Origin of the sequence: Pseudomonas sp. RW409, from assembly GCF_003184125.1 — a bacterium.
GTDB classification, from domain to species: domain Bacteria; phylum Pseudomonadota; class Gammaproteobacteria; order Pseudomonadales; family Pseudomonadaceae; genus Aquipseudomonas; species Aquipseudomonas chlororaphis_I.
Genome location: NZ_QHHP01000002.1, coordinates 113,764 through 136,782, shown reverse-complemented (window position 1 = coordinate 136,782; position 23,019 = coordinate 113,764). Strand labels below are relative to the sequence as shown.

Below are 23,019 nucleotides of genomic sequence, written 5' to 3'. Positions count from 1 at the left end.
TTCAGAAGTCCGCGTCCCAATCCACCTTCATCTCGCCCGCTGCCAGGTCGACGGCCAACACGCATTGCTCGGTATAGGGCAACAGGCGTTCGCGATCATCCAGGCTGCCAGCGCAAGGCTTGACCACCATTACATCGTTCGAGCCGGTCTCCAGCAGGTGATCGATCTTCCCGAACAGTTGTCCGTGAGTGTCGATGACCTTGAGACCTTGCAGCTGGTACCAGTAGTACTCGCCGTCGGTCAGTTCAGGGAACAGGTTGCGCGGCACGCAGATCTCATAACCGGCCAGAAGACGCGCTTCTTCACGATCATCGAGACCCTTGAGCTTTGCGACCAGGAATTTTTCATTCCCGCGTCCGCTGACCAGCTCAACCTGTTTCACGCTACCTTCGCGCTTGAGCGTCCAGGTTTTGTAATCCAACAGGTTTTTTATCGGATCAGTAAAGGAATAAACCTTCACTTCGCCGCGAACGCCGTGAACAGAGTAGATTTTGCCGATAACGATCAAATCATCAGCAGGAGCAGGCGTCGCGTTCATAGGGTTCAGGCTGCAGCCTTAGCCGATTCCTTCAACAGCTGAGCAACGCGCTCAGACGGTTGTGCACCAACGCTCAGCCAGTAGGCTACGCGCTCTTGGTTCACGGACAGGCGGACTTCTTGACCACGAGCGATCGGGTTGAAGAAGCCAACTTGTTCTTTGTGCGAACCGTCGCGTGGGTTGCGGCTGTCGGTCACGGTCAAGTGGTAAAACGGGCGCTTTTTGGAGCCGCCAAGGGCAAGACGGATTGTTAGCATGTGAACATCGTTCCTGTAGTCGGTGCTGCAAATCTAAATGCACAGCGGGCATGGGTGCCCGAAAGGCCGCATATTCTAAGGAATATCCGGACTTTTGCAAATGACTTTTTCCGGCGCCTACCGGCTGCCATCCAGATTTGCTATAGGGCCGTTGGCAACAACGGCGAGTCAGCTCCCGCCAAGCGCGGGTTTGCTGGAGGTCCCGCGTCCCCGCGGGAAACGCCGGCATGGCTGCCGGCGTGGATTCTTCAGATCTTCGGCATGCCGCCGCCGGGCAACATTCCGCCCATGCCGCGCATCATTTTCGCCATTCCGCCCTTGGCGGAGAATTTCTTCATCATCTTCTGCATCTGCTTGTGCTGCTTGATCAAGCGACCGATGTCCTGCACCTGGGTGCCGGAGCCCATGGCGATCCGACGCTTGCGCGAACCGCTGATCAGCTCAGGGTCGCGGCGCTCGGCCGGGGTCATGGAGTTGATGATGGCTTCCATCTGCTTGAACTGCTTCTCGGCCGCGCCCTGGGCATTGCCCATTTGCGCCAGGTTCACGCCACCGATATTCGGCAGCTTGTCCATCAGGCCACCGAGGCCGCCCATGTTCTTCATCTGTTGCAGCTGATCGCGGAAGTCTTCGAGGTCGAAGCCTTTGCCTTTTTTCAGCTTCTTCGCCAGCTTGTCGGCTTTTTCCTTGTCGAGGGTCTGTTCGGCCTGCTCGATCAGGCTGAGCACGTCGCCCATGCCGAGGATGCGCGAAGCGATACGCTCAGGGTGGAACGGCTCGAGCGCTTCGCTCTTCTCGCCCATACCGATGAACTTGATCGGCTTGCCGGTGATCGCACGCACCGACAGCGCGGCACCGCCACGGGCATCGCCGTCGACCTTGGTCAGGATCACACCGGTCAGCGGCAGCGCGTCACCAAAGGCCTTGGCCGTGTTGGCGGCGTCCTGGCCGGTCATGGCGTCGACCACGAACAGGGTTTCCACCGGCTTGACCGCCGCGTGCAACGCCTGGATCTCGTCCATCATGTCGGCGTCGATGTGCAGACGACCGGCGGTGTCGACGATGACCACGTCGATGAACTTGAGCTTGGCTTCTTTAATAGCCGCTTCGGCGATCGCGACCGGCTTCTGGCTCAGGTCGGACGGGAAGAAGGTCACGCCAATGTCATTGGCCAGGGTTTCGAGCTGCTTGATCGCCGCCGGACGGTACACGTCGGCGGATACCACCATCACGCTCTTCTTCTTGCGCTCTTTAAGGAAGCGCGCAAGCTTGCCGGCGGTGGTGGTCTTACCGGCGCCCTGCAAACCGGCCATCAGCACGACGGCAGGCGGCACGGCGCTCAGGTTCAAATCTTCGTTGGCCGCACCCATCAGGCTTTCGAGCTCGGCCTGGACGATCTTCACGAACGCCTGGCCCGGAGTCAGGCTGCGCGACACTTCAGTGCCGACGGCACGTTCCTTCACCGAGTTGACGAAGTCCTTGACCACCGGCAGGGCGACGTCGGCTTCGAGCAACGCCATGCGCACTTCGCGCAGGGTGTCTTTGATGTTGTCCTCGGTCAGCTTGGCCTTGCCGGTGACATGGCGCAGCGTCTGCGAGAGACGGTCGGTTAGGTTTTCAAACATGCGCGATCCTTTCAGGCCCTAAGTAGACCGAGGTAATGGCGGCTCGGGCCCCTTATATAAAGGGTGCTCCGTGGGCAGGTCGCGGATTATAGCGAAGACTGCGCGCGACGCACAGCCGCCGTCTGGTTGCGCGGTCTTTCGTGTGGTGGCGGTTCTATGCCAAACTCAACGACTTTCGGGCTTGCCTAACAGGATTTATGCTCCCCTTGTCACCCAGCTTGCTAACCACCCTCGCCGCCGCCTGTCTCTATGCCGCTGCGACCCTCTATCAAGGCACTCGTCTGGCTCAAGCCGCCAAGACGAACAAGCGCCTGCTGGTCTCGCTCGGCATCCTTGCCCTGCTCGCCCACAGCGCCAGCCTCCTGACCCACCTGATGACCCCCGTGGGCCTGGGCCTGGACTTCTTCAGCGCCGCCAGCCTGATCGCCGCCGCGGTGATTGCCCTGACCCTGCTGGCCTGCTCGCGCATTCCGGTGGAGAACCTGCTGGTCCTGCTGTTTCCGCTGGGGGCGCTGACCGTGCTGCTGGCGCAGTTCGTGCCCACCGGCACGGTGCCGGTGATCGACGAAGAACCGGGCATCCTCGCCCATATCCTGCTGTCGATCCTTGCCTACGGCATGTTCACCATCGCCGTGTTCCAGGCCCTGTTGCTGCTGGTGCAGGACCACCAGCTCAAGCACAAGCACCCGTCCGGGCTGATCAAGAACTTTCCGCCGCTGCAGACCATGGAAAGCCTGCTGTTCGGCTTCCTCTGGGCCGGCTGGACCCTGCTGTCGCTGTCGCTGATCTCCGGCTGGCTGTTCGTCGAGAACCTGTTCGCCCAGCACCTGGTGCACAAGACCCTGCTGGCGTGCCTGGCCTGGGTGGTGTTCAGCGTGCTGCTGTGGGGCCGCAACCGCCTCGGCTGGCGCGGACACAAGGCGATTCGCTGGACCCTGGCCGGCTTCTGCCTGCTGATGCTGGCGTACTTCGGCAGCAAGCTGGTCCGTGAATACATCCTGCATATCTGACGAGCGGCGATAATGGACAACCTGCCCATAGAGCCGATGCTCGTGGTCCTGGCCTTGCTGGTGCTGTGGTCGGGGCTGTTCACCGCCATCGAAGCCGCCCAGCAACACCTGCTGACCCTGCGCACTGCTTCGCGCTCCGGCGACAAACCGCTGGCGCGCCTGAGCTTTCCGCGCGACAGCCTGATTCTCTGCAACACCCTGTGCCGGGTGCTGGCGGTCATCATCAGCACCTTGCTGGCGCTCCTGCAGTGGGCGGAAAACGGCCCGTGGCTGGCCTGCCTGATCGCCACCAGCGTGTTGCTGGTACTCGCCGACTACCTCCCGCGCACCCTGGCTACCCGTTATCCGGACGCCATCCTCAGCCTGGGCAATACCCTGCTGGGCGTGCCGCTGAAGATCATCTACCCCGCGGCCTGGCTGCTCAACAGCATCAGCCAGCTGTTGCTGCGCCCCTTCAGCCGCAAGGCCGGCGCCGTCAAGCAGAGCGAAGACGAGCAGGCCGCCGACCCGGACGACGCCGAGGAACATTCCAACGGCCGCCCGCACCCGGTGTCGGGCATCCATGCCCTGGACAACATCACCGTCAATGACATCCTGGTCCCGCGCAGCGAAGTCGACGGGATCAACCTGGACGAGCCTATCGGCGAGATCATCGAGCAGCTGCGCCTGTCCAAACGCACCCGCCTGCCGGTGTTCCATAGCGATATCAACCAGGTCGAGGCGGTCCTCAATACCCGCCAGATCCGCCACCTGCTGCCGGATGCCAGCCTGAGCAAAGAGGCCCTGCTGGCGGCCTGCCACGAACCTTACTTCGTGCCGGAAAGCACCCCGCTGCAGCTGCAACTGCTGAACTTCCACAAGCAGCAGCGCCGCCTGGGCATGGTGGTGGACGAGTACGGCGAAGTGCTGGGCATCGTCACCCTGGAAGACATCCTCGAAGAAATCGTCGGCGAATTCGAAAGCGAACACAGCCTCGACAACCCGCATATCCATCCCCAGGCCGACGGACGCTTTGTCATCGAAGGCGCCGCCTCGATTCGCGAGCTGAACAAGAGCCTGGGCTGGCACCTGCCCAGCGACGGCCCGAAAACCCTCAACGGCCTGGTCACAGAAGCGCTGGAGACCATTCCCGACAGCGCCGTCTGCCTGAAAATCGGCCGCTACCGCCTGGAAATCCTCGAGACCGAGGAAAACCGGGTCAGCCGCGTGCTGATCTGGCACACCAAGCCAGGTGCTCCCTCGTCCCTGTAGCCGCTGCCGAGCCTGCGAGGCTGCGATCGATCTGGGCGGCATTCCGACGAAGCGGGCGCTAACCGGGATACAACAATCCGCCTGAAATACCGCGCCGCCTGGTTTTACGACGGCTGTGCCGCCGATCGCAGCCTCGCAGGCTCGGCAGCGGCTACAGGGCTACAGGGACAAGTCCTGCTTGTTGAATCGTTAGGGGCCTTCCTATAATCGATCCGCTTACCCAAGCCCCGCAGCACCCGCGTGCTACCCGCACCCAGCGGCTTCTGCCCTGCTCTGCCCGCTTCTGGCAGGCTGCGCTCCCACCCCGAGCCACGCCCGCGCCAAACCCACATCCCTGGGTGTTCGACCATAATAATTCGCTCCGATGGAGCACATGACTGTCAGGGATAACCGCATGACGACCAGCACCACTTACAGCGCCTCCGTGCCTGCCCAGCCGACCAACTCCGCCAGCCGCGTGGCCACCGCCAGCTTTATCGGCACCGCCATCGAGTTCTACGACTTCTACGTGTATGCCACCGCCGCCGCGCTGGTGATCGGCCCGGTATTCTTTCCGCAGACGTCCGGCACCGCGCAGATGCTCTCGGCCTTCCTGACCTTCGGCATCGCGTTCCTCGCCCGCCCCCTGGGCTCGGCGCTGTTCGGCCACTTCGGCGACCGGATCGGCCGCAAGTCGACCCTGGTGGCATCGCTGCTGCTGATGGGCGTGTGCACCACGCTGATCGGCGTGCTGCCAGGCTATGACAGCATTGGCGCCTGGGCCCCGATCCTGCTGTGCCTGCTGCGTTTCGGCCAGGGCCTGGGGCTGGGCGGCGAATGGGGCGGAGCCGCGCTGCTCGCCACGGAAAACGCGCCGAAAGGCAAACGCGCCTGGTTCGGCATGTTCCCGCAACTGGGGCCGTCGATCGGCTTTCTCGCGGCCAACGGCCTGTTCCTGACCCTGGCCATGAGCCTGAGCGATGAGCAGTTCCGCTCCTGGGGCTGGCGGATTCCGTTCCTGCTCAGCGCCGCGCTGGTGCTGGTCGGCCTGTATGTGCGCCTGAAACTCCACGAAACCCCGGTATTCGCCAACGCCATCGCCCGCCAGGAACGGGTCAAGATGCCGCTGGTCGAGCTGTTCAGCCAGTACTGGCTGCCGGTATTGCTGGGTGCTTCGGCGATGGTGGTGTGTTACGCGCTGTTTTACATCTCGACGGTGTTCTCGCTGAGCTACGGCGTCGCGACCCTTGGCTACAGCCGCGAAACCTTCCTCGGCCTGCTGTGCTTCGCGGTGCTGTTCATGGCCGCGGCCACACCGCTGTCGGCCTGGGCCAGCGACCGTTACGGACGCAAGCCGGTGCTGATCATCGGCGGCCTGCTGGCGATTCTCTCCGGCTTCACCATGGAACCGCTGCTGACCCAGGGCTCGACCTGGGGCGTGGCGCTGTTCCTGTGCATCGAGCTGTTCCTGATGGGCGTGACCTTCGCCCCGATGGGCGCCCTGCTGCCCGAGCTGTTCCCGACCCACGTGCGTTATACCGGCGCGTCGGCGGCCTATAACCTGGGCGGCATTGTCGGCGCCTCGGCGGCACCCTTCTTCGCCCAGAAGCTGGTGGCGATGGGGGGCTTGAGCTGGGTCGGCGGCTATGTGTCGGCGGCAGCGGTGCTCAGCCTGATCGCTGTGCTGTGCCTGAAGGAAACGCGCAATAACGACCTGAACCAGGTCGATTGAAAGATCGCTTCGCGAGCAAGCTCGCTCCTACAAGGGCTGCGCCGAACCTGTAGGAGCGAGCTTGCTCGCGATGCTTTTACAGCTCGACTACGACCGCCTGGGAAGCGCGGGTCGCCTTGGCCCGGGCGGCCTCGATCGACTCGTCGCGCGCCAGGGCCACGCCCATGCGGCGCTGGCCGTTGACTTCAGGCTTGCCGAACAGGCGCAGGGCCGTGTCCGGCTCGCTCAGGGCCGCGCCCAGGTTGGCGAAAGCGGTCTGGGTCGACTGGCCTTCCACCAGGATCACCGCCGACGCCGACGGGCCGAACTGACGGATCAACGGGATCGGCAGGCCGAGGATCGCCCGCGCATGCAGGGCGAACTGCGACAGGTCCTGGGAAATCAGGGTCACCAGGCCGGTGTCATGGGGACGCGGCGACACTTCGCTGAACCAGACCTGATCACCCTTGACGAACAGTTCGACGCCGAACAGGCCACGGCCACCCAGGGCCTCGGTCACCGCCTTGGCCACGCGCTCGGACTCGGCCAGGGCTTTCGGGCTCATGGCCTGGGGCTGCCAGGATTCCTGGTAGTCGCCCTTCTCCTGGCGGTGGCCGACCGGCGCGCAGAAGGTGGTGCCGCCGACATGGCGCACGGTCAGCAGGGTGATTTCGTAATCGAAATCGATGAAACCCTCGATGATCACCCGGCCCTTGCCGGCGCGCCCGCCTTCCTGGGCGTAGTCCCAGGCCTTCTGCACGTCGTCGACACTGCGCAGCAGGCTCTGGCCCTTGCCCGAGGAACTCATCACCGGCTTGACCACGCAGGGGAAGCCCAGGTCGTCCACCGCCTTGCGGTAGTCTTCGAAGGTATCGGCGAAGTGGTAAGGCGAGGTCGGCAGGTCCAGCTCTTCGGCGGCCAGGCGACGGATGCCTTCGCGGTTCATGGTCAACTGGGCGGCACGGGCGGTCGGGATCACGGTGAACCCTTCGGACTCCAGCTCCACCAGGGTGGCGGTAGCGATGGCTTCGATCTCCGGCACGATGAAGTGCGGCTTCTCCGCCTCGATCACCGCACGCAGCGCGGCACCGTCGAGCATGTTGATCACATGGCTGCGATGGGCGACCTGCATCGCCGGCGCATTGGCGTAGCGATCCACGGCAATCACCTCAACGCCCAGGCGTTGCAGCTCAATCACCACTTCCTTGCCCAACTCACCACAGCCACACAGCAAAACGCGGGTCGCGGTTGGCGACAATGGAGTTCCGATACGGGTCATCTGAAGGTCCTCAAAAAGGAGCGGATCATCGAGGGTCGCGCACCAGGCGGGCGGCCCATGGGGAAGAAAGCGCGGCATTTTACATGAACCGCGCGCTTTGGCCTCAGCTGGCGCACGCCGCCTTGCGCACACGCCAGGCCATGGCCAGCCAGACCACGGTCACGCCAGCGAACTTCGAACCCAGCGCCGTGAGGATCACGCCCGGGGTCAAGGCGTCGATCAGTCCGAAAAAGATAAAGGTGTCCAGGGGAATGCTCAACGCCGAACTTATCCACAGGCGGTCGTGCAGCGGGCGCTTGGTGATGCTGAACACCAGCCAGTCGATGCACTCGGAGACCGCGAACGCCGTGGCGCTGGCCAGGGCGATGGCCGGGTCGGAGGTCACGTAGGACAGCACCAGCGCCACCAGCATGGCGACGAGCGCGCCATGGCCGAAGCGGGTCTGCACCATGTCCCGCAGGACGAACACCAGCCCGCCCCAGGCCGACCAGATGATGTCCAGGTGCGGAGCGGTGGAAAAGGCGTAGTTGATCAGCACGACACTGCCGATATAGGCGATCAGGAAGAGCATGGGGCGAAAAGTACCTGTCAGTAAGGCACACAGGGTACTTCAGGTGGGTGGGATGGACCAGACGGGAGCTGGCGCCGATACCGCGGGCAGGCTCGCTCCGGCTGGGGCGAGGCTGCTCGCGACAGCCGTTTAGCCGGACTGGGTACCGATCATCCACAGCAGCCCGCTGGACTTGGCGCGCTCATGACACAGCGCCAGCACCTCGCGGCGCTCGGCGTTGTCCATGCGGCTCCAACGGGTGATCTCGCTCACCGTGCGCTGGCAGCCAGTGCAGATATCGTCATCGTCCAGCGCGCAGATGCTCACGCAGGGCGAGGGAACGGGTTTTTCGGGGGTGGTCATTATTCTTGCTCGGCCAGGTCGCGGGCGTAACGCTGGGAATTATGCACATAGTGCGCGGCGCTGGCTTCGAGCATTTTCTTCTGTTGCTCGGTCAGCTCGCGGACCACCTTGCCCGGCGAGCCCATCACCAGCGAACCGTCGGGGATTTCCTTGCCTTCGCCGATCAGCGAATTGGCGCCGATGATGCAGTTCTTGCCGATCTTCGCGCCGTTGAGAATCACCGCGTTGATGCCGATCAGGCTGTAGTCGCCGACGGTGCAGCCATGCAGCATGGCGTTATGGCCAATGGTCACGCCGGTGCCGATGGTCAGCGGAAAGCCCATGTCGGTGTGCATCACCGTGCCATCCTGCACGTTGCTGTCCTTGCCGATCAGGATCAGCTCGTTGTCGCCACGCAGCACCGCGTTGAACCAGACGTTGGCCCCCTCCTCCAGCTTGACCTTGCCCACCAGCGTGGCATTGGGTGCGACCCAGCTTTGCGGATGGGTTTCGACGCGGGCGTCGCCCAGGCGGTATTTCATATTGTTGTCCTCAAGGCCAGGCAGGTTCAGGTACACAGCAGGGTTCAGGCCATACGAGCGATGGCTTCAAATATTGATAAAGCTTTTGGGCGGTTGGTGCAGGCTGATCTTGGCGTCATACAGCAGGTTGATCAGCTCGACGATCATGATCGCTGTCAGGCCCCAGATCTTGTACTCGCCGAAGCGGTAGCTCGGCACATACCAGCTGCGGCCCTGATAATCGATGCGGTGGGTATGTTCGCGCGGGTCCTGGCGGAAAAACTCCAGCGGCACGCTGAATACCGCGGCGATCTCGGCGTCATTGGCCAGGTACTCGACATAATCGGGAATCACCCCGACATAAGGCGTGACCTTGATCCCGTGCAGGGAAATCAGCGGGCTCAAAGGGCCGATCACTTCCACCAGCCCCGGGGGCAGGCCGATTTCCTCTTCGGCTTCGCGCAGGGCGGTAAAAACCAGGTCGGGATCTTCCGGGTCGCGGCGGCCGCCGGGGAAGGCTACTTCGCCGCCGTGGGTGGACAATCCTTTGGCGCGCAGGGTCAGCACCAGCTCAGGCTCGTCACTGCGGGTAATGGGCACCAGTACGGCAGCCTCGGGGAAACGTCGATCCGTCTCCAGCGGTCGCGGCGTATGGTTGCTTACCCGGTGCAGTAGCTCGTCCAGCATGAGTCTTCTCGATCTGTCGACTACCTTGCATCATGCACCAAACAAACCGACCGCCCAACCCCCGATCCACGCCATGTCGCGTAACGACAACTTGCCGACAAAGCCCCGTGCACGCCAAGATAGGCGCAGCCTTTTCGGATACCCAGCATGAAATTCTGCAGCCAGTGCGGTCACCCGGTCACCCAGCGCATTCCCGAAGGCGATTCGCGCCTGCGTTTTGTCTGCGACAACTGCCAGACCATCCATTACCAGAACCCGAACATAGTCGCCGGCTGCCTGCCGACCTGGGGCACCCAGGTGCTGCTGTGCCGGCGCGCGATCGAGCCGCGCCGTGGTTACTGGACGCTGCCGGCCGGTTTCATGGAGAACGGCGAGACCGTCGAACAGGCGGCGATTCGCGAGACGTTCGAGGAAGCCTGCGCCCGGGTCCGCAACCTGAGCATCTATACCCTGATCGACGTCCCGCACATCAGCCAGGTGCATGTCTTCTTCCGCGCCGAGCTGGCGGACCTGGATTTCGCCGCCGGCGAAGAGAGCCTGGAAGTCCGGCTTTTCGAAGAAGCCGACATTCCCTGGTCCGAGCTGGCTTTTCGCACGGTCGGACGTACCTTAGAATGTTTCTTCGCTGACCGGCGGAACGAGCAATACCCCGTGCGCTCCGAGTCCATTCCGCCCCTGGCTCAGCCGGCCCTCACTTAAACAACAAAACGTACGCGGCACCTGTGTACTCTTAGGGATATCGTTTCAATGCGCTGGTTGCTCGCTCTTTTCTGCTGCTCGGTTATCGCTGTCTCCCACGCCTCCGCGACGGATACCCTGGACGGCAAGGTCATCGAGAAAGTCCTGGTCCTCAAGTCGGCCCATCAGTTGCAACTGATCAACGACGGCAAACCCTTCAAGACCTACCGCATTTCCCTGGGCAAACAGCCCAAGGGGCCGAAGCTCATGGAAGGCGACAAGCGCACGCCGGAAGGCTTCTACTGGCTGGACTGGCGCAAGACCAGCGACCGCTTCAACCTGGCCATGCATATTTCCTACCCGAACATCAGCGATTCCGCGCGTTCGCGCCGCGAGGGCGTGGAGCCCGGCGGCATGATCATGATCCACGGCACCCCGGACAGCGAAGACTACCCCGAGCAGTACTTCCACACCCTGGACTGGACCGATGGCTGCATTGCCATGCGCAACGTCGACATGCGCGAAGTCTGGGGCCTGGTCCCGGACGGCACGATGATCGAAATCCGCCCCTGATTCCTCGCTGAAACGCCGCTAAAACACCTCAGTTACAAAAAAAATCGCAGGCCGCGCCGGCTTCGAAAGGTGAATACCAATTCCCCCTCGAAGAACCGCCGCCCCTGCGATTTTCGCATTCATGGCCAGACCGCCCTAATACCACTTTCCCAAACCAAGCCCGCCAACCCCCATAAAGCTCCCGTTCTCGCGCGCCATCGCCGTAGTACTGGCGTTGACATGGTATTTAAGTGGTATTAGTTTTCGCCACATTACCGGGCGACAACAAACCAATAACGCATCGGAACCTCGACAGATGAACCACATCCTGGCCCTGCGCCCCGACGATACCCAGCCGACCCCGCTGTACCTGCAACTGGCGCGCAACCTTGAAGCCGCGATCCATGCCGGCCAGTGGAAAGCCGAACAGGCCCTGCCCTCGGAACGCAACCTGAGCGAGATGCTCAACATCTCCCGCGTCACCGCGCGCAAGGCCCTGGAAGTGCTGTTCGAACAAGGCCTGATCCGTCGCAGCCAGGGCTCCGGCACCTTCATCACCCCACGCCTGGAACAACCGTTGTCGCGGCTGTCCGGCTTCAGCGAAATGCTCCGCCTCAAGGGCTTCGTCCCCGGCTCCCAATGGCTGGAGCGGGAAATCACCACGCCGACCCACGAAGAACTGATCCGCCTCGGCCTGTCGCCGAACGACAAGGTGGCGCGCCTCAAGCGCCTGCGCAAAGCCGACGACACGGTGATGGCGATCGAAATGAGCACCCTGCCGGCCTCGATCATTGCCCAGCCGGACGCCATCGGCGATTCGCTCTACGCCTACCTCGATGGCATCGGCCGCCCGGTGGTCCGAGCCCTGCAGCACATCCAGGCGATCAACGCCTCCGCCGAGTTCGCCGCCCTGGTGGGCATCGCCCCCGGCACCGCGATGCTGCTGATGACCCGTGTCGGCTACCTCGAAGACAACACCCCGATCGAAGTCACCGACACCTATTGCCGCAACGACTACTACGACTTCGTCGCCGAGCTGCGTCGCTAAACCAGGCCGCTGAGCCAGGCCGCCGAGTCGCCAAGAACCCGTCCCAGAGAGCAGCCCATGTCCGAATACAACATCCTCACCCCGCAAGGCTGGATTCGCGGCCACCTGAACCACCGGGACGGCAAGGTCACCGGCATCGAAGGCAGCCCCTGCGACCCGGCGGACAACAACCTGCCCTACCTGCTGCCAGGCTTCATCGACCTGCATGTGCATGGCGGCGGCGGCAAGGACATCATGGAAGGCGCCCCGGCGTTCGAGACCATCACCCGCACCCACGTACGCTTTGGCACCACCTCGCTGCTGGCCACCACCATGACCGCACCGACCGAGGAGATCACCCGGGTCCTGGGCGCCATCGGCGAATATTGCGAGCAGCGCCCCAGCGGCAGCGCCCGGGTGCTCGGCGTGCACCTGGAAGGTCCGTATATCAATCCAGGCAAGCTCGGTGCCCAGCCCAATTTCGCCCATACCGCGCTGATGGCCGAAGTCGAGGCCTATCTGCGCCTGGCGCCGATCCGGGTGATCACCATCGCCCCGGAAATCGCCGGCCATGACGCGCTGATCCGCGCCCTCAGCGCCCGCGGCATCCGCATGCAGATCGGCCACACCCTGGGCAGCTACGAGGAAGGCGTGGCCGCGCTCGACGCCGGGGCCACCAGCTTCACCCACCTGTACAACGCCATGAGCCCGCTGCATCACCGCGAGCCGGGCATAGTCGGCGCCGCCCTGGCCCACGCCCAGTACGCGGAACTGATCCCCGACCTGCTGCACGTGCACCCCGGCGCCATGCGCGTGGCCCTGCGCTCGATCCCCTGCCTGTACTGCGTGACCGACTCCACCGCGGCCGCCGGCATGCCGGACGGCGAATACAAGCTCGGCAGCCACACCGTGACCAAATGCCTGGGCGGCGTGCGCCTGCCGGACGGCACCCTGGCCGGCAGCACCCTGACCATGGATCAGGCCTTGCGCAACCTGGTGAAGATCGGCCTGCCCCTGGCCGAAGCTTCGCAACGCTTGTCACAGTTTCCCGCCGATTATCTCGGCCTGGCCGAACGCGGACGTTTGCAGGTCGGCAGCTGGGCCGACTGCGTGTGCCTGGATCGCTCACTCACACTGACCGCCGTCATGGTCGAAGGAGAAGACATTGACTTCAAAAATGCTTGAGGAGGCGCTGTCCTCTGCCGCGGCCGTCGAAGGCCAGTTGCAGCACCTGGACCCGCAACTGATCGAAGTGGCCGGGCGCCTGAACCGCCAGCCGCCGCAAGTGGTGATGACCGTCGCCCGCGGCAGCTCCGACCACGCCGCCAGCTACTTCGCCTACCTGACCATGCAGCAGCTGGGCTTCCCGGTCGCGTCCTTGCCGATGTCGGTGGTGACCATGCAACAGGCGCCGCTGCGGGTCAGCGGCCAGGCGGCATTCGCCTTTTCCCAGTCCGGGCAGAGCCCCGACCTGGTCAACAGCATGCGGCTGCTGCGCAAACGCGGGGCCTTGAGCGTGGCCATGGTCAACGCCCAGGACAGCCCGCTGGAAGCCGCCAGCGAGTTCTGCCTGCCGCTGCACGCCGGCGCCGAACGCAGCGTGGCGGCGACCAAGAGCTTTATCGCCACCCTCAGCGCCAGCGCCCGCCTGATCGCCCACTGGAAACAGGACGCGCAATTGCTGGAAGCCGGCCTCGCCCTGCCCCAGGGACTGCGCGAAGCCGCGATCCAGGACTGGAGCCCGGCCGTCGAGGCCCTGCGCGATAGCCAGCGGCTGATGGTGATCGGCCGCGGCGCCGGTTTTGCCATCGCCCAGGAAGCCGCGCTGAAACTCAAGGAAACCTCGGCGATCCAGGCCGAAGCCTTCAGCAGCGCGGAAGTTCGCCACGGCCCGATGGCGCTGATCGGCGACAACTACCCGCTGCTGGTGTTCGCCCCACGGGGAGCGGAACAGGCCGGCCTGATCAGCCTCGCCGCCGACATGCGCCAGCGTGGCGCCCGGGTGCTGCTGGCGGCGCCGGACGACATCGCCGAGCGCGACCTGACCCTGAGCCGGGCCGAACACCCGGCGCTCGATCCGATCCTGGCGATCCAGAGTTTCTACGGCATGGCCGCAAGCCTTGCCGAGGCCCGCGGCATGGACCCGGACCAGCCACGGCACCTGAGCAAAGTGACCCGCACCCACTGAGCCTTTCCTTCAACGGATGAGTACTGCGCCATGCACAACAACAATAAAGACCTGACGCTCGGCGCTCCCTTGAGCGGCCCGGTGCTCACCCTCGCCAGGGTCCCCGACCTGGTGTTTTCCAGCGGCGCCATGGGCGACGGGATCGCCATCGACCCGCTGAACAACACCCTGCATGCCCCGTGCGCCGGCGTAGTGGTGCATGCCGCCCGCACCGGCCACGCAGTGACCCTGCGTGCCGACAATGGCGCGGAACTGCTGCTGCACCTGGGCCTGGACACTGTCCAACTGCAAGGCGAGGGTTTCTCCATGCTGGTGCAGGAAGGCGCCCGGGTCAGCAGCGGCCAGGCCCTGCTGCGCTTCGACCTCGACCAGGTCGCGCGGAACAGCAAAAGCCTGATCAGTCTGATGATCCTGACCAACGGCGAACACTTCCAGGCCCTGCCCATCACCCTGAAATCGGTGAAAGTCGGCGAACCGCTGCTGCACATCGTTCCGCGCGCGACCAATGGGGCCCAGGCGCAAGCCAGCGACACCTCGACCGACGAGGTCGAAGGCCATACCCGGGTCAATCACCGCGGTGGCCTGCATGCCCGGCCCGCTGCGCTGATCCGCCAGACCGCCCAGGGTTTCAGCAGCAAGGCGCAACTGCATTTCAACGGCAAGTCGGCGTCCTGCGACAGCCTGGTCAGCCTGATGGGGCTGGGGGTCGGCGAGCAGGACGAGGTGCGGGTCAGCTGCCAGGGTAAGGATTGCAAGACCGCCCTGCTGGCACTGTTGGACGCCCTCGCCACGCCGCTGGCCGAAGACGCCCACGCCGCGGCGCCGGCGGTGAAGGCCGCCACACCCCAGCGCCCCGCCGAAGCCGGGGTGATCCAGGGTGTCTGCGCCGCCCCCGGACTGGTCTGCGGGCCGCTGTTTCACCTGACCGCCATGACCCTGCCCGAAGACAGTGGCGGTCACCTGCCCCAGGAACAACTGCAGGCGCTGGACCAGGCCCTGGAAAAGGTTCGCAGCGACATTCGCGGCACCCTGGACCACGCCCGGCAACGCAAGGACAACCAGGAAGAAGCGATCTTCGCCGCCCACCTGGCCCTGCTCGAAGACCCGGCGCTGCTGGACGCCGCCCGCCAGAGCATCGCCCAGGGACGCGCCGCCACCCACGCCTGGAGCGACGCCATCGGCGAACAGTGCGAGATCCTGCTGCAACTGGGCAATGCCCTGCTCGCCGAACGCACCAACGACCTGCGCGACCTGCAACAACGGGTGCTGCGCGCCCTGCTCGGCGAAGCCTGGCATTACCAGCTGCCGGCCGGCGCCATAGTCGCAGCCCACGAACTGACCCCGTCCGACCTGCTGCAACTGAGCGAGCAAGGCGCCGTTGGCCTGTGCATGGCCGCCGGCGGCGCCACCTCCCACGTAGCGATCCTGGCCCGGGGCAAGGGCCTGCCCTGCCTGGTGGCCCTGGGCTCGGAGCTTGTCGATGTGGCTCAAGGCCAGCAGGTGGTGCTGAACGCCGATCAGGGTCGCCTGGAACTGACACCGGACACCGCCCGTATCGAACAGGTCCGGCAGAGCCATCTGCTGCGCCAGCAACGGCGCGAGCAACAACAGCAACAGGCCCAGCTGCCGGCCAGGACCCTCGACGGCCAGGCGATCGAAGTCGCCGCCAATGTCGCCTCCAGCCAGGAAGCCCAGGGCGCCCATGCCAACGGCGCCGACGGCGTCGGCCTGCTGCGTACCGAGTTTCTGTTCGTCGACCGGCATACCGCCCCCGATGAGCAGGAGCAGCGCCAGGCCTATCAGGCCGTACTCGATGCCATGGGCGACAAGGCGGTGATCATCCGCACCATAGACGTCGGCGGCGACAAGCAACTGGACTACCTGCCGTTGCCGGTGGAAGCCAACCCGGTGCTGGGCCTGCGCGGCATTCGCCTGGCCCAGGCCCGCCCGGAACTGCTGGACCAGCAACTGCGTGCCCTGCTGCAGGTCAGCCCACTGCAACGCTGCCGCATCCTGCTGCCGATGGTCAGCGAGCTCGACGAACTGCTGCATATCCGCGAGCGCATCGACTGCCTGTGCGCCGAGCTGGGGATCGGCCAGCGCCCGGAGCTGGGGGTGATGATCGAAGTCCCGGCCGCCGCCCTGCTCGCCGAGCAACTGGCCGAATACGCCGATTTCCTCTCCATCGGCACCAACGACCTGTCGCAATACACCCTGGCCATGGACCGTGACCATGCCGGCCTGGCCGCGCGGGTCGATGCGCTGCACCCGGCGCTGCTGCGGCTGATCGCCCAGACCTGCGCCGGCGCGGCCAGGCATGGGCGTTGGGTCGGGGTATGCGGCGCCCTGGCCTCCGATCCGCTGGCGACGCCGGTGCTGGTCGGCCTGGGGGTCAGCGAGCTGTCGGTGAGCCCGCCGCAAGTGGGCGAGATCAAGGAGCGGGTCCGCCAGCTGGACGCCGCCGAATGCCAGCGCCTCAGCCACGACCTGCTGAACCTGAGCAGTGCCTCGGCGGTGCGCCATGCCTGCCACCAACACTGGCCCCTGAGCTGAACAACAAGAACACCGGGAGACACGCCATGTACCAATTATTCATCGAAGGCCTGCAGCGCCTGGGCCGGGCCCTGATGCTGCCGATCGCGATCCTGCCGATCGCCGGCCTGCTGCTGCGCCTGGGCGACACCGACCTGCTGAACATCGCGATCATCCACGATGCCGGCCAGACCATCTTCGCCAACCTGGCGCTGATCTTCGCCATCGGCATCGCCGTGGGCTTCGCCAAGGACAACAACGGCACCGCCGGCCTGGCCGGCGCCATCGGTTACCTGGTGATGGTGGCGACCCTCAAGGTGCTCGATGCCAGCATCAACATGGGCATGCTCGCCGGGATCATCAGCGGCCTGCTGGGCGGCGCCCTGTACAACCGCTTCAAGGACATCAAGCTGCCGGAATACCTGGCGTTCTTTGGCGGGCGGCGCTTCGTGCCGATCGTCACCGGCTTCAGCGCCGTCGGCCTGGGGGTAGTGTTCGGCCTGATCTGGCCGCCGATCCAGCACGGCATCAACAGCTTCGGCGCCCTGCTGCTGGACAGCGGCAGCTTCGGCGCCTTCGTCTTCGGTGTGTTCAACCGCTTGCTGATCGTCACCGGCCTGCACCACATCCTCAACAACATGGCCTGGTTCGTCTTCGGCAACTTCACCGATCCGACCACTGGCGCCCTGGTCACCGGGGATATCTCGCGTTACTTCGCCGGCGATCCCAAGGGCGGCCAGTTCATGACCGGCATGTTCCCGATGATGATCTTCGGCCTGCCCGCCGCCTGCCTGGCGATGTATCGCAACGCCTTGCCGGAGCGGCGCAAGGTGATGGGCGGGATCCTGCTGTCGATGGCCCTGACCTCGGCCCTCACCGGGGTGACCGAACCGGTGGAATTCGCCTTCATGTTCCTCGCCCCCTTTCTCTACCTGGTGCACGCCCTGCTGACCGGCCTCGCCATGGGCCTGACCAACTTCCTCAATATTCACCTGGGCTTCACCTTCTCCGGCGGCGCCATCGACATGGCCCTGGGCTGGGGCAAGTCCACCAACGGCTGGCTGATATTTCCCGTGGGCCTGCTCTATGCGGTGATCTACTACACGGTCTTCGACTTCTGCATCAAACGCTTCAACCTGAAAACACCGGGCCGCGAAGACACCCCAAGTACCGAAAAAGCCGCCATGACCAACAATCAGCGCGCCGGTGCCTATATCCGGGCCCTGGGCGGCGCGGACAACCTGATCACCGTCGGCGCCTGCACCACCCGCCTGCGCCTGGAACTGGCCGACCGCAACAAGGCATCGGACAGCGAGCTCAAGGCCCTTGGCGCCATGGCCGTGGTGCGTCCCGGCAAGGGCGGCAGCCTGCAAGTGGTGGTCGGCCCGCTGGCCGACAGCATCGCCGATGAAATTCGCCTGGCCATGCCCAGCGCCGGCAAGCCACTGGAGCAGCCAGGCCCCGCCGCTGCGGCCTTCGAAGCACCGGCAGCGGTGAGCATCGCGCCCCAGGAAGCCGTGAAATGGCTGGACGCCTTCGGTGGCAGCGACAATGTGCTGCAACTGGAGTGCGTGGCCATGACCCGCCTGCGGGTGCAACTGGGCGACAACAAGGCGCTGTCGGAATATCAGCTGAAGAGCCTTGGCTGCCAGGGCTCGAGCCAGCTCGACGATGGCGTCTGGCACCTGCTGATCGGGGAAAAGGCCGCGAGCCTGGGCCAGGCGCTGGATATCCTGATCAACCGCAGCGAGGTCAGCGCCAAGGTCTGACGGGCTCGCATGCTGTAGGAGCGAAGCTTGCTCGCGATCAGGTCCACAGTGAAGAAGATGGCGCCTGGACGGGCGCTATCGCGAGCAAGCTTCGCTCCTACGGGGGTGGCGGCGAACCGGCACAAAAAAGCCCGCTGACCGTTACCGGTTCAGCGGGCTTTTTCATGGGCGGGGCCTTAGAAGTCTTCCAGACGCCAGACTTCATAAGCCGGTGTCTCGTAGGGATGGCTCTGCTTGAGGGCCATCACCACGCTGCGGATCAACTCGTCGGCCACCACCAGCTCGACTTTCCATTCCTGCACCTGCTCGACCTGGCCGGTCTGCCCGAGAAACGGCTGGCTGCCGTCCAACGGGCGGAACTGGCCCTGGCCCAGCACCTGCCACGCACACTGGTCGTAAGCGCCGATCCGTCCGCCGCCGGCGGCGAATACGGCGTTCTTGACCACTTCCACGTGGCTGGGCGGGACGAAAAAGCTGAGCTTGTACACGGGCCTTAGTTCACCCACACGCGAGCGTTACGGAACATGCGCATCCACGCCGCATCTTCGTTCCACTCTTCCGGACGCCAGGAGTTCTGCACGGCACGGAATACCCGCTCAGGGTGCGGCATCATGATGGTGACGCGACCGTCGCGGCTGGTCAGGCCGGTGATCCCGCGCGGCGAGCCGTTCGGGTTGGCCGGGTAGCTTTCGGTGACCTTGCCGTGGTTGTCGACGAAGCGCAGGGCCACGCAACCGGACAGGTCGGCTTCGAGCAGCGCTTCTGCGCTTTCGAATTCCGCATGGCCTTCGCCGTGGGCGATGGCGATCGGCATCCGCGAACCGGCCATGCCCTGCAGGAAGATCGAATTCGACTCCTGGACCTGGACCATCGCCACACGGGCCTCGAACTGTTCGGAACGGTTGCGCACGAAGTGCGGCCAGAACTCGCTGCCCGGGATCAGCTCGTGCAGGTTGGACATCATCTGGCAACCGTTGCACACGCCGAGGGTGAAGGTGTCGTTGCGCTCGAAGAAGCCCTGGAAGGCGTCGCGGGCACGGCTGTTGAACAGCGCCGACTTGGCCCAGCCCTCGCCGGCGCCGAGTACGTCGCCGTAGGAGAAGCCGCCGCAGGCGACCATGCCCTTGAAGTCGTTGAGGTCGACGCGACCGGCGAGGATGTCGCTCATGTGCACGTCGATCGCGTTGAAGCCAGCGCGGTCGAACGCCGCGGCCATTTCCACCTGGCCGTTGACGCCCTGCTCGCGCAGCACCGCCACCTGAGGGCGCACGCCTTTCTTGATGTAAGGCGCGGCGACGTCCTGATTGACGTCGAAGCTCAGCTTGACGCTCAGGCCCGGGTTGTCTTCTTCCAGCAGGACGTCGAATTCCTGCTCGGCGCAGTCGGCGTTGTCGCGCAGGCGCTGGATCTGGTAGCTGGTTTCAGCCCACTGGCGCTGCAACAGGCGACGCTCGCCGGCGAAGACACTTTCGCCGTTGAAGCTGATGTTGATATGGCCGTTGTTGACCGGCTGGCCGATTACCGCCACGCAGTCGCCCAGGCCGGCGGCGCTGAATTGCGCCAGCACGCCCGGGGTCGCGTCCTGGCGCACCTGGATCACCGCACCCAGTTCTTCGTTGAACAGGATGGCGGCGATCTCGGTCGAGGTCTCGGCCAGGGCGTCGAGGTTCAGGTTCAGGCCGCAGTGACCGGCGAAGGCCATTTCCACCACGCTGGTCAGCAGACCACCGTCGGAACGGTCGTGGTAAGCCAGCAGGTGACCGTCGGCGTTGAGGCCCTGGATCACCGCGAAGAAGGCTTTCAGGTCTTCGGCGTCATCGACGTCCGGAGCCTGCTTGCCGAGCTTGCCGTGCACCTGGGCGAGGATCGAGGCGCCCATGCGGTTCTGGCCGCGACCGAGGTCGATCAGGATCAGATCGGTGGTGCCCTTGTCCATGCGCAGTTGCGGGGTCAGGGTCTGGCGGATGTCGGCCACAGGCGCGAAACCGGTCACGATCAGCGACAGCGGCGAGGTCACGCTCTTGTCGACGCCCTTGTCGTTCCAGCGAGTGGCCATGGACATGGAGTCCTTGCCCACCGGGATGGTAATGCCCAGCTCAGGGCACAGCTCCATGCCAACCGCTTTCACGGTGTCGTACAGACGAGCGTCTTCGCCTGGGTGACCGGCAGCGGACATCCAGTTGGCCGACAGCTTGATGTCGGAGATCTTCTCGATGCGCGAAGCGGCGATGTTGGTCAGGGTTTCGCCGATGGCCATGCGGCCCGACGCCGGAGCGTCCAGCAGCGCCAGCGGAGTCCGCTCGCCCATGGCCATGGCTTCGCCGGTGTAGACGTCGAAGCTGGTGGCGGTGACGGCAACGTCGGCCACCGGAACCTGCCACGGGCCGACCATTTGGTCACGGGCCACCAGGCCGGTGATGGTGCGGTCGCCGATGGTGATCAGGAAGCTCTTGCTGGCCACGGCCGGGTGATGCAGGACGCGCTCGATGCTTTCGGCGATGTCCAGGTTGGCCGGATCGAAATCGTCGCCCAGTTCAGTCTCGCGAACGGCCGAACGGTGCATGCGCGGAGCCTTGCCCAGCAGCACTTCCAGCGGCATATCCACCGGGCTGTTGCCGAAGTGGCTGTCGGTCACGGTCAGTTGCGGCTCGGCAGTGGCTTCGCCGACGACCGCGAACGGGCAGCGCTCACGCTCGCAGATGGCCTGGAAGCGTTCGAAATCAGCGGCGCCGACGGCCAGGACGTAACGTTCCTGGGATTCGTTGGACCAGATTTCGTGCGGGGCCATGCCCGGCTCGTCGTTCGGAATATTGCGCAGTTCGAAGCGACCGCCACGGCCGCCATCGTTGACCAGCTCCGGGAAGGCGTTGGACAGGCCGCCCGCGCCGACGTCGTGGATGAAGCTGATCGGGTTCTTGTCGCCCAGCTGCCAGCAGCGGTCGATGACTTCCTGGCAACGGCGTTCCATTTCCGGGTTTTCACGCTGTACCGAGGCGAAATCCAGGTCGGCCGAGCTGGTGCCGGTGGCCATGGAGGAAGCAGCGCCGCCGCCCAGGCCGATGAGCATCGCCGGGCCGCCGAGGACGATCAGCTTGGAGCCGACGGTGATCTCGCCTTTCTGTACGTGTTCGGCGCGGATGTTGCCCATGCCGCCCGCCAGCATGATCGGCTTGTGGTAACCGCGAACTTCTTCACCGCGCGGGGTGTTGATGGACTGTTCGAAGGTACGGAAGTAGCCGGTCAGGGCCGGACGGCCGAATTCGTTGTTGAACGCCGCGCCGCCCAGCGGGCCTTCGATCATGATGTCCAGGGCGTCGACGATGCGCTCGGGCTTGCCGTACGGCTTTTCCCATGGCTGTTCGAAGCCCGGGATCTGCAGGTTGGACACGGTGAAACCGGTCAAGCCGGCTTTCGGCTTGGCGCCGCGACCGGTCGCGCCTTCGTCGCGAATCTCGCCGCCGGAACCGGTGGAGGCCCCCGGGAATGGCGCGATGGCGGTCGGGTGGTTGTGGGTCTCGACCTTCATCAGGATGTGCACCGGCTCCTGCACCGCGCCGTACTGGCGGGTATCCGGATTCGGGTAGAAGCGCCCGGCAACGGAACCGACGATGACCGCCGCGTTGTCCTTGTAGGCCGACAGCACACCTTCGTTGTGCATCTGATAGGTGTTCTTGATCATGCCGAACAGGCTTTTTTCCTGGCTCTGGCCGTCGATATCCCAACTGGCGTTGAAGATCTTGTGGCGGCAGTGCTCGGAGTTGGCCTGGGCGAACATCATCAGTTCGATGTCGTGCGGGTTGCGCTTGAGCCCCTGGAAGGCGTTGACCAGGTAATCGATTTCGTCTTCGGCCAGGGCCAGGCCCAGCTCGGTGTTGGCCTGCTCCAGCGCGGCGCGGCCACCACCGAGGATGTCGATGGCGGTCAGCGGCTTCGGCGTGGCATGGCTGAACAGGCCGGCAGCCTGTTCCAGGTTGCCCAGCACGATCTGGGTCATGCGGTCGTGCAGGGTGTCGGCGATCAACTGCGCTTGCGCGTCGCTGAATTCACCGGCCACGTAGAAGGCAATACCGCGTTCCAGGCGCTGGATCTTGCTCAGGCCGCAGTTGCGGGCGATATCGCTGGCCTTGCTCGACCATGGCGAGATGGTGCCGAAACGCGGCAGCACCAGGAACAGACGACCGGTAGGTTCTTGCACCGGTACGCTTGGGCCGTACTTCAGAAGGCGCGCAAGCACCTGCTGTTCGTCGCCGGTCAGGACGCCGGTAACTTCGGCGAAGTGAGCGAATTCAGCATACAGGCCACTGACAGCTGGAACCTTCTGGCTCAGTTGCTCAAGGAGTTTGCTGTGGCGAAAGGCAGAAAGGGCAGGAGCGCCGCGCAGGATCAACATCTTCGGGACAGCCTCGGGAAGGGGGTGTGCTTTGAGGCCGTGCATTCTAGCCTAAACCGCCCGCGACGGCACCCGAAACGGCACGCCCGAGCACGGCCAGACGTCGGCCCGTGCGCAGCCCCCTGCGACAAAG

The 23,019-nt window shown here is 64.6% G+C and carries 20 protein-coding genes; 10 read left to right on the top strand and 10 right to left on the bottom strand.

Features of this window, described 5'->3' with window-relative positions:
* Position 1 precedes the first annotated feature (1 nt).
* The 3 genes from rimM to ffh form a co-directional block, all read right to left on the bottom strand.
* On the bottom strand, positions 2–538 hold the full coding sequence (rimM, locus tag DK261_RS00735) for a ribosome maturation factor RimM (RefSeq protein WP_007927679.1): 537 nt from the start codon (positions 536–538) through the stop codon (positions 2–4).
* Positions 539–543: 5 nt separating this feature from the next.
* Positions 544–795 (bottom strand): 30S ribosomal protein S16, encoded by a 252-nt coding sequence (rpsP, locus tag DK261_RS00730; protein WP_007927680.1) that lies wholly within the window; start codon positions 793–795, stop codon positions 544–546.
* Positions 796–1,043: 248 nt separating this feature from the next.
* Positions 1,044–2,420 (bottom strand): signal recognition particle protein, encoded by a 1,377-nt coding sequence (gene ffh / locus DK261_RS00725; RefSeq protein WP_007927681.1) that lies wholly within the window; start codon positions 2,418–2,420, stop codon positions 1,044–1,046.
* Between the two features lie 197 nt (positions 2,421–2,617).
* Here ffh and DK261_RS00720 point away from each other — a divergent pair, with 197 nt between their 5' ends.
* From DK261_RS00720 to DK261_RS00710, 3 genes are all read left to right on the top strand, one after another.
* Positions 2,618–3,430: an inner membrane protein YpjD gene (locus tag DK261_RS00720; RefSeq protein ID WP_007927682.1), complete on the top strand. Its 813-nt coding sequence runs from the start codon at positions 2,618–2,620 to the stop codon at positions 3,428–3,430.
* Between the two features lie 12 nt (positions 3,431–3,442).
* Positions 3,443–4,681 (top strand): transporter associated domain-containing protein, encoded by a 1,239-nt coding sequence (locus DK261_RS00715; protein ID WP_101281863.1) that lies wholly within the window; start codon positions 3,443–3,445, stop codon positions 4,679–4,681.
* A gap of 394 nt (positions 4,682–5,075) precedes the next feature.
* The gene (locus tag DK261_RS00710; RefSeq protein ID WP_028681724.1) at positions 5,076–6,392 is read left to right on the top strand and encodes an MFS transporter; all 1,317 of its coding nucleotides are present in this window, start codon (positions 5,076–5,078) and stop codon (positions 6,390–6,392) included.
* 76 nt (positions 6,393–6,468) lie between these two features.
* On the opposite strand, the gene purT is transcribed toward DK261_RS00710, so the two are convergent.
* From purT to DK261_RS00685, 5 genes are all read right to left on the bottom strand, one after another.
* Entirely contained in the window at positions 6,469–7,650 is a 1,182-nt protein-coding gene (gene purT, locus DK261_RS00705) for a formate-dependent phosphoribosylglycinamide formyltransferase (RefSeq protein WP_009047140.1), read from the bottom strand.
* A gap of 103 nt (positions 7,651–7,753) precedes the next feature.
* A complete protein-coding gene (locus DK261_RS00700; RefSeq protein WP_016702731.1) occupies positions 7,754–8,221 on the bottom strand; it encodes a VUT family protein in 468 nt (155 codons plus the stop codon).
* A 129-nt stretch (positions 8,222–8,350) separates the two neighbouring features.
* Positions 8,351–8,563: a DUF1289 domain-containing protein gene (locus tag DK261_RS00695; protein WP_016702729.1), complete on the bottom strand. Its 213-nt coding sequence runs from the start codon at positions 8,561–8,563 to the stop codon at positions 8,351–8,353.
* Entirely contained in the window at positions 8,563–9,084 is a 522-nt protein-coding gene (locus tag DK261_RS00690) for a gamma carbonic anhydrase family protein (protein ID WP_009047137.1), read from the bottom strand. The genes DK261_RS00695 and DK261_RS00690 overlap by 1 nt, the downstream gene beginning before the upstream one ends.
* A gap of 66 nt (positions 9,085–9,150) precedes the next feature.
* Complete coding sequence (locus tag DK261_RS00685) at positions 9,151–9,750, bottom strand: CoA pyrophosphatase (RefSeq protein WP_009047136.1); 600 nt, start codon at positions 9,748–9,750, stop codon at positions 9,151–9,153.
* Between the two features lie 147 nt (positions 9,751–9,897).
* Here DK261_RS00685 and DK261_RS00680 point away from each other — a divergent pair, with 147 nt between their 5' ends.
* From DK261_RS00680 to nagE, 7 genes are all read left to right on the top strand, one after another.
* Positions 9,898–10,449 (top strand): NUDIX hydrolase, encoded by a 552-nt coding sequence (locus DK261_RS00680; protein WP_009042316.1) that lies wholly within the window; start codon positions 9,898–9,900, stop codon positions 10,447–10,449.
* A gap of 48 nt (positions 10,450–10,497) precedes the next feature.
* Complete coding sequence (locus DK261_RS00675) at positions 10,498–11,001, top strand: murein L,D-transpeptidase family protein (RefSeq protein ID WP_009047135.1); 504 nt, start codon at positions 10,498–10,500, stop codon at positions 10,999–11,001.
* Between the two features lie 295 nt (positions 11,002–11,296).
* Complete coding sequence (locus DK261_RS00670; RefSeq protein ID WP_016702727.1) at positions 11,297–12,028, top strand: GntR family transcriptional regulator; 732 nt, start codon at positions 11,297–11,299, stop codon at positions 12,026–12,028.
* A gap of 57 nt (positions 12,029–12,085) precedes the next feature.
* Complete coding sequence (gene nagA, locus DK261_RS00665) at positions 12,086–13,192, top strand: N-acetylglucosamine-6-phosphate deacetylase (protein ID WP_009047133.1); 1,107 nt, start codon at positions 12,086–12,088, stop codon at positions 13,190–13,192.
* Positions 13,173–14,195 carry an SIS domain-containing protein gene (locus DK261_RS00660; protein ID WP_009047132.1) on the top strand — a complete coding sequence of 341 codons (1,023 nt, stop codon included), beginning with the start codon at positions 13,173–13,175 and terminating at the stop codon, positions 14,193–14,195. Before nagA ends, DK261_RS00660 begins: the two co-directional genes overlap by 20 nt.
* 30 nt (positions 14,196–14,225) lie before the next feature.
* Entirely contained in the window at positions 14,226–16,748 is a 2,523-nt protein-coding gene (gene ptsP / locus DK261_RS00655) for a phosphoenolpyruvate--protein phosphotransferase (protein WP_110175157.1), read from the top strand.
* A 26-nt stretch (positions 16,749–16,774) separates the two neighbouring features.
* The gene (gene nagE / locus DK261_RS00650; protein WP_016702723.1) at positions 16,775–18,496 is read left to right on the top strand and encodes an N-acetylglucosamine-specific PTS transporter subunit IIBC; all 1,722 of its coding nucleotides are present in this window, start codon (positions 16,775–16,777) and stop codon (positions 18,494–18,496) included.
* Positions 18,497–18,672: 176 nt separating this feature from the next.
* On the opposite strand, the gene DK261_RS00645 is transcribed toward nagE, so the two are convergent.
* Both DK261_RS00645 and purL read right to left on the bottom strand, forming a co-directional pair.
* A complete protein-coding gene (locus DK261_RS00645; protein WP_009047129.1) occupies positions 18,673–18,984 on the bottom strand; it encodes a YqfO family protein in 312 nt (103 codons plus the stop codon).
* Between the two features lie 5 nt (positions 18,985–18,989).
* Positions 18,990–22,886: a phosphoribosylformylglycinamidine synthase gene (gene purL / locus DK261_RS00640; RefSeq protein WP_110175156.1), complete on the bottom strand. Its 3,897-nt coding sequence runs from the start codon at positions 22,884–22,886 to the stop codon at positions 18,990–18,992.
* Positions 22,887–23,019: the final 133 nt, after the last annotated feature.

Excerpts from the sequence above, each read along its gene's own strand:
- rimM (WP_007927679.1), bottom strand. The coding sequence starts at position 538 with ATGAACGCGACGCCTGCTCCTGCTGATGATTTGATCGTTATCGGCAAA.
- rpsP (WP_007927680.1), bottom strand. The coding sequence starts at position 795 with ATGCTAACAATCCGTCTTGCCCTTGGCGGCTCCAAAAAGCGCCCGTTT.
- ffh (WP_007927681.1), bottom strand. The coding sequence starts at position 2,420 with ATGTTTGAAAACCTAACCGACCGTCTCTCGCAGACGCTGCGCCATGTC.
- DK261_RS00720 (WP_007927682.1), top strand. The coding sequence starts at position 2,618 with ATGCTCCCCTTGTCACCCAGCTTGCTAACCACCCTCGCCGCCGCCTGT.
- DK261_RS00715 (WP_101281863.1), top strand. The coding sequence starts at position 3,443 with ATGGACAACCTGCCCATAGAGCCGATGCTCGTGGTCCTGGCCTTGCTG.
- DK261_RS00710 (WP_028681724.1), top strand. The coding sequence starts at position 5,076 with ATGACGACCAGCACCACTTACAGCGCCTCCGTGCCTGCCCAGCCGACC.
- purT (WP_009047140.1), bottom strand. The coding sequence starts at position 7,650 with ATGACCCGTATCGGAACTCCATTGTCGCCAACCGCGACCCGCGTTTTG.
- DK261_RS00700 (WP_016702731.1), bottom strand. The coding sequence starts at position 8,221 with ATGCTCTTCCTGATCGCCTATATCGGCAGTGTCGTGCTGATCAACTAC.
- DK261_RS00695 (WP_016702729.1), bottom strand. The coding sequence starts at position 8,563 with ATGACCACCCCCGAAAAACCCGTTCCCTCGCCCTGCGTGAGCATCTGC.
- DK261_RS00690 (WP_009047137.1), bottom strand. The coding sequence starts at position 9,084 with ATGAAATACCGCCTGGGCGACGCCCGCGTCGAAACCCATCCGCAAAGC.
- DK261_RS00685 (WP_009047136.1), bottom strand. The coding sequence starts at position 9,750 with ATGCTGGACGAGCTACTGCACCGGGTAAGCAACCATACGCCGCGACCG.
- DK261_RS00680 (WP_009042316.1), top strand. The coding sequence starts at position 9,898 with ATGAAATTCTGCAGCCAGTGCGGTCACCCGGTCACCCAGCGCATTCCC.
- DK261_RS00675 (WP_009047135.1), top strand. The coding sequence starts at position 10,498 with ATGCGCTGGTTGCTCGCTCTTTTCTGCTGCTCGGTTATCGCTGTCTCC.
- DK261_RS00670 (WP_016702727.1), top strand. The coding sequence starts at position 11,297 with ATGAACCACATCCTGGCCCTGCGCCCCGACGATACCCAGCCGACCCCG.
- nagA (WP_009047133.1), top strand. The coding sequence starts at position 12,086 with ATGTCCGAATACAACATCCTCACCCCGCAAGGCTGGATTCGCGGCCAC.
- ptsP (WP_110175157.1), top strand. The coding sequence starts at position 14,226 with ATGCACAACAACAATAAAGACCTGACGCTCGGCGCTCCCTTGAGCGGC.
- nagE (WP_016702723.1), top strand. The coding sequence starts at position 16,775 with ATGTACCAATTATTCATCGAAGGCCTGCAGCGCCTGGGCCGGGCCCTG.
- purL (WP_110175156.1), bottom strand. The coding sequence starts at position 22,886 with ATGTTGATCCTGCGCGGCGCTCCTGCCCTTTCTGCCTTTCGCCACAGC.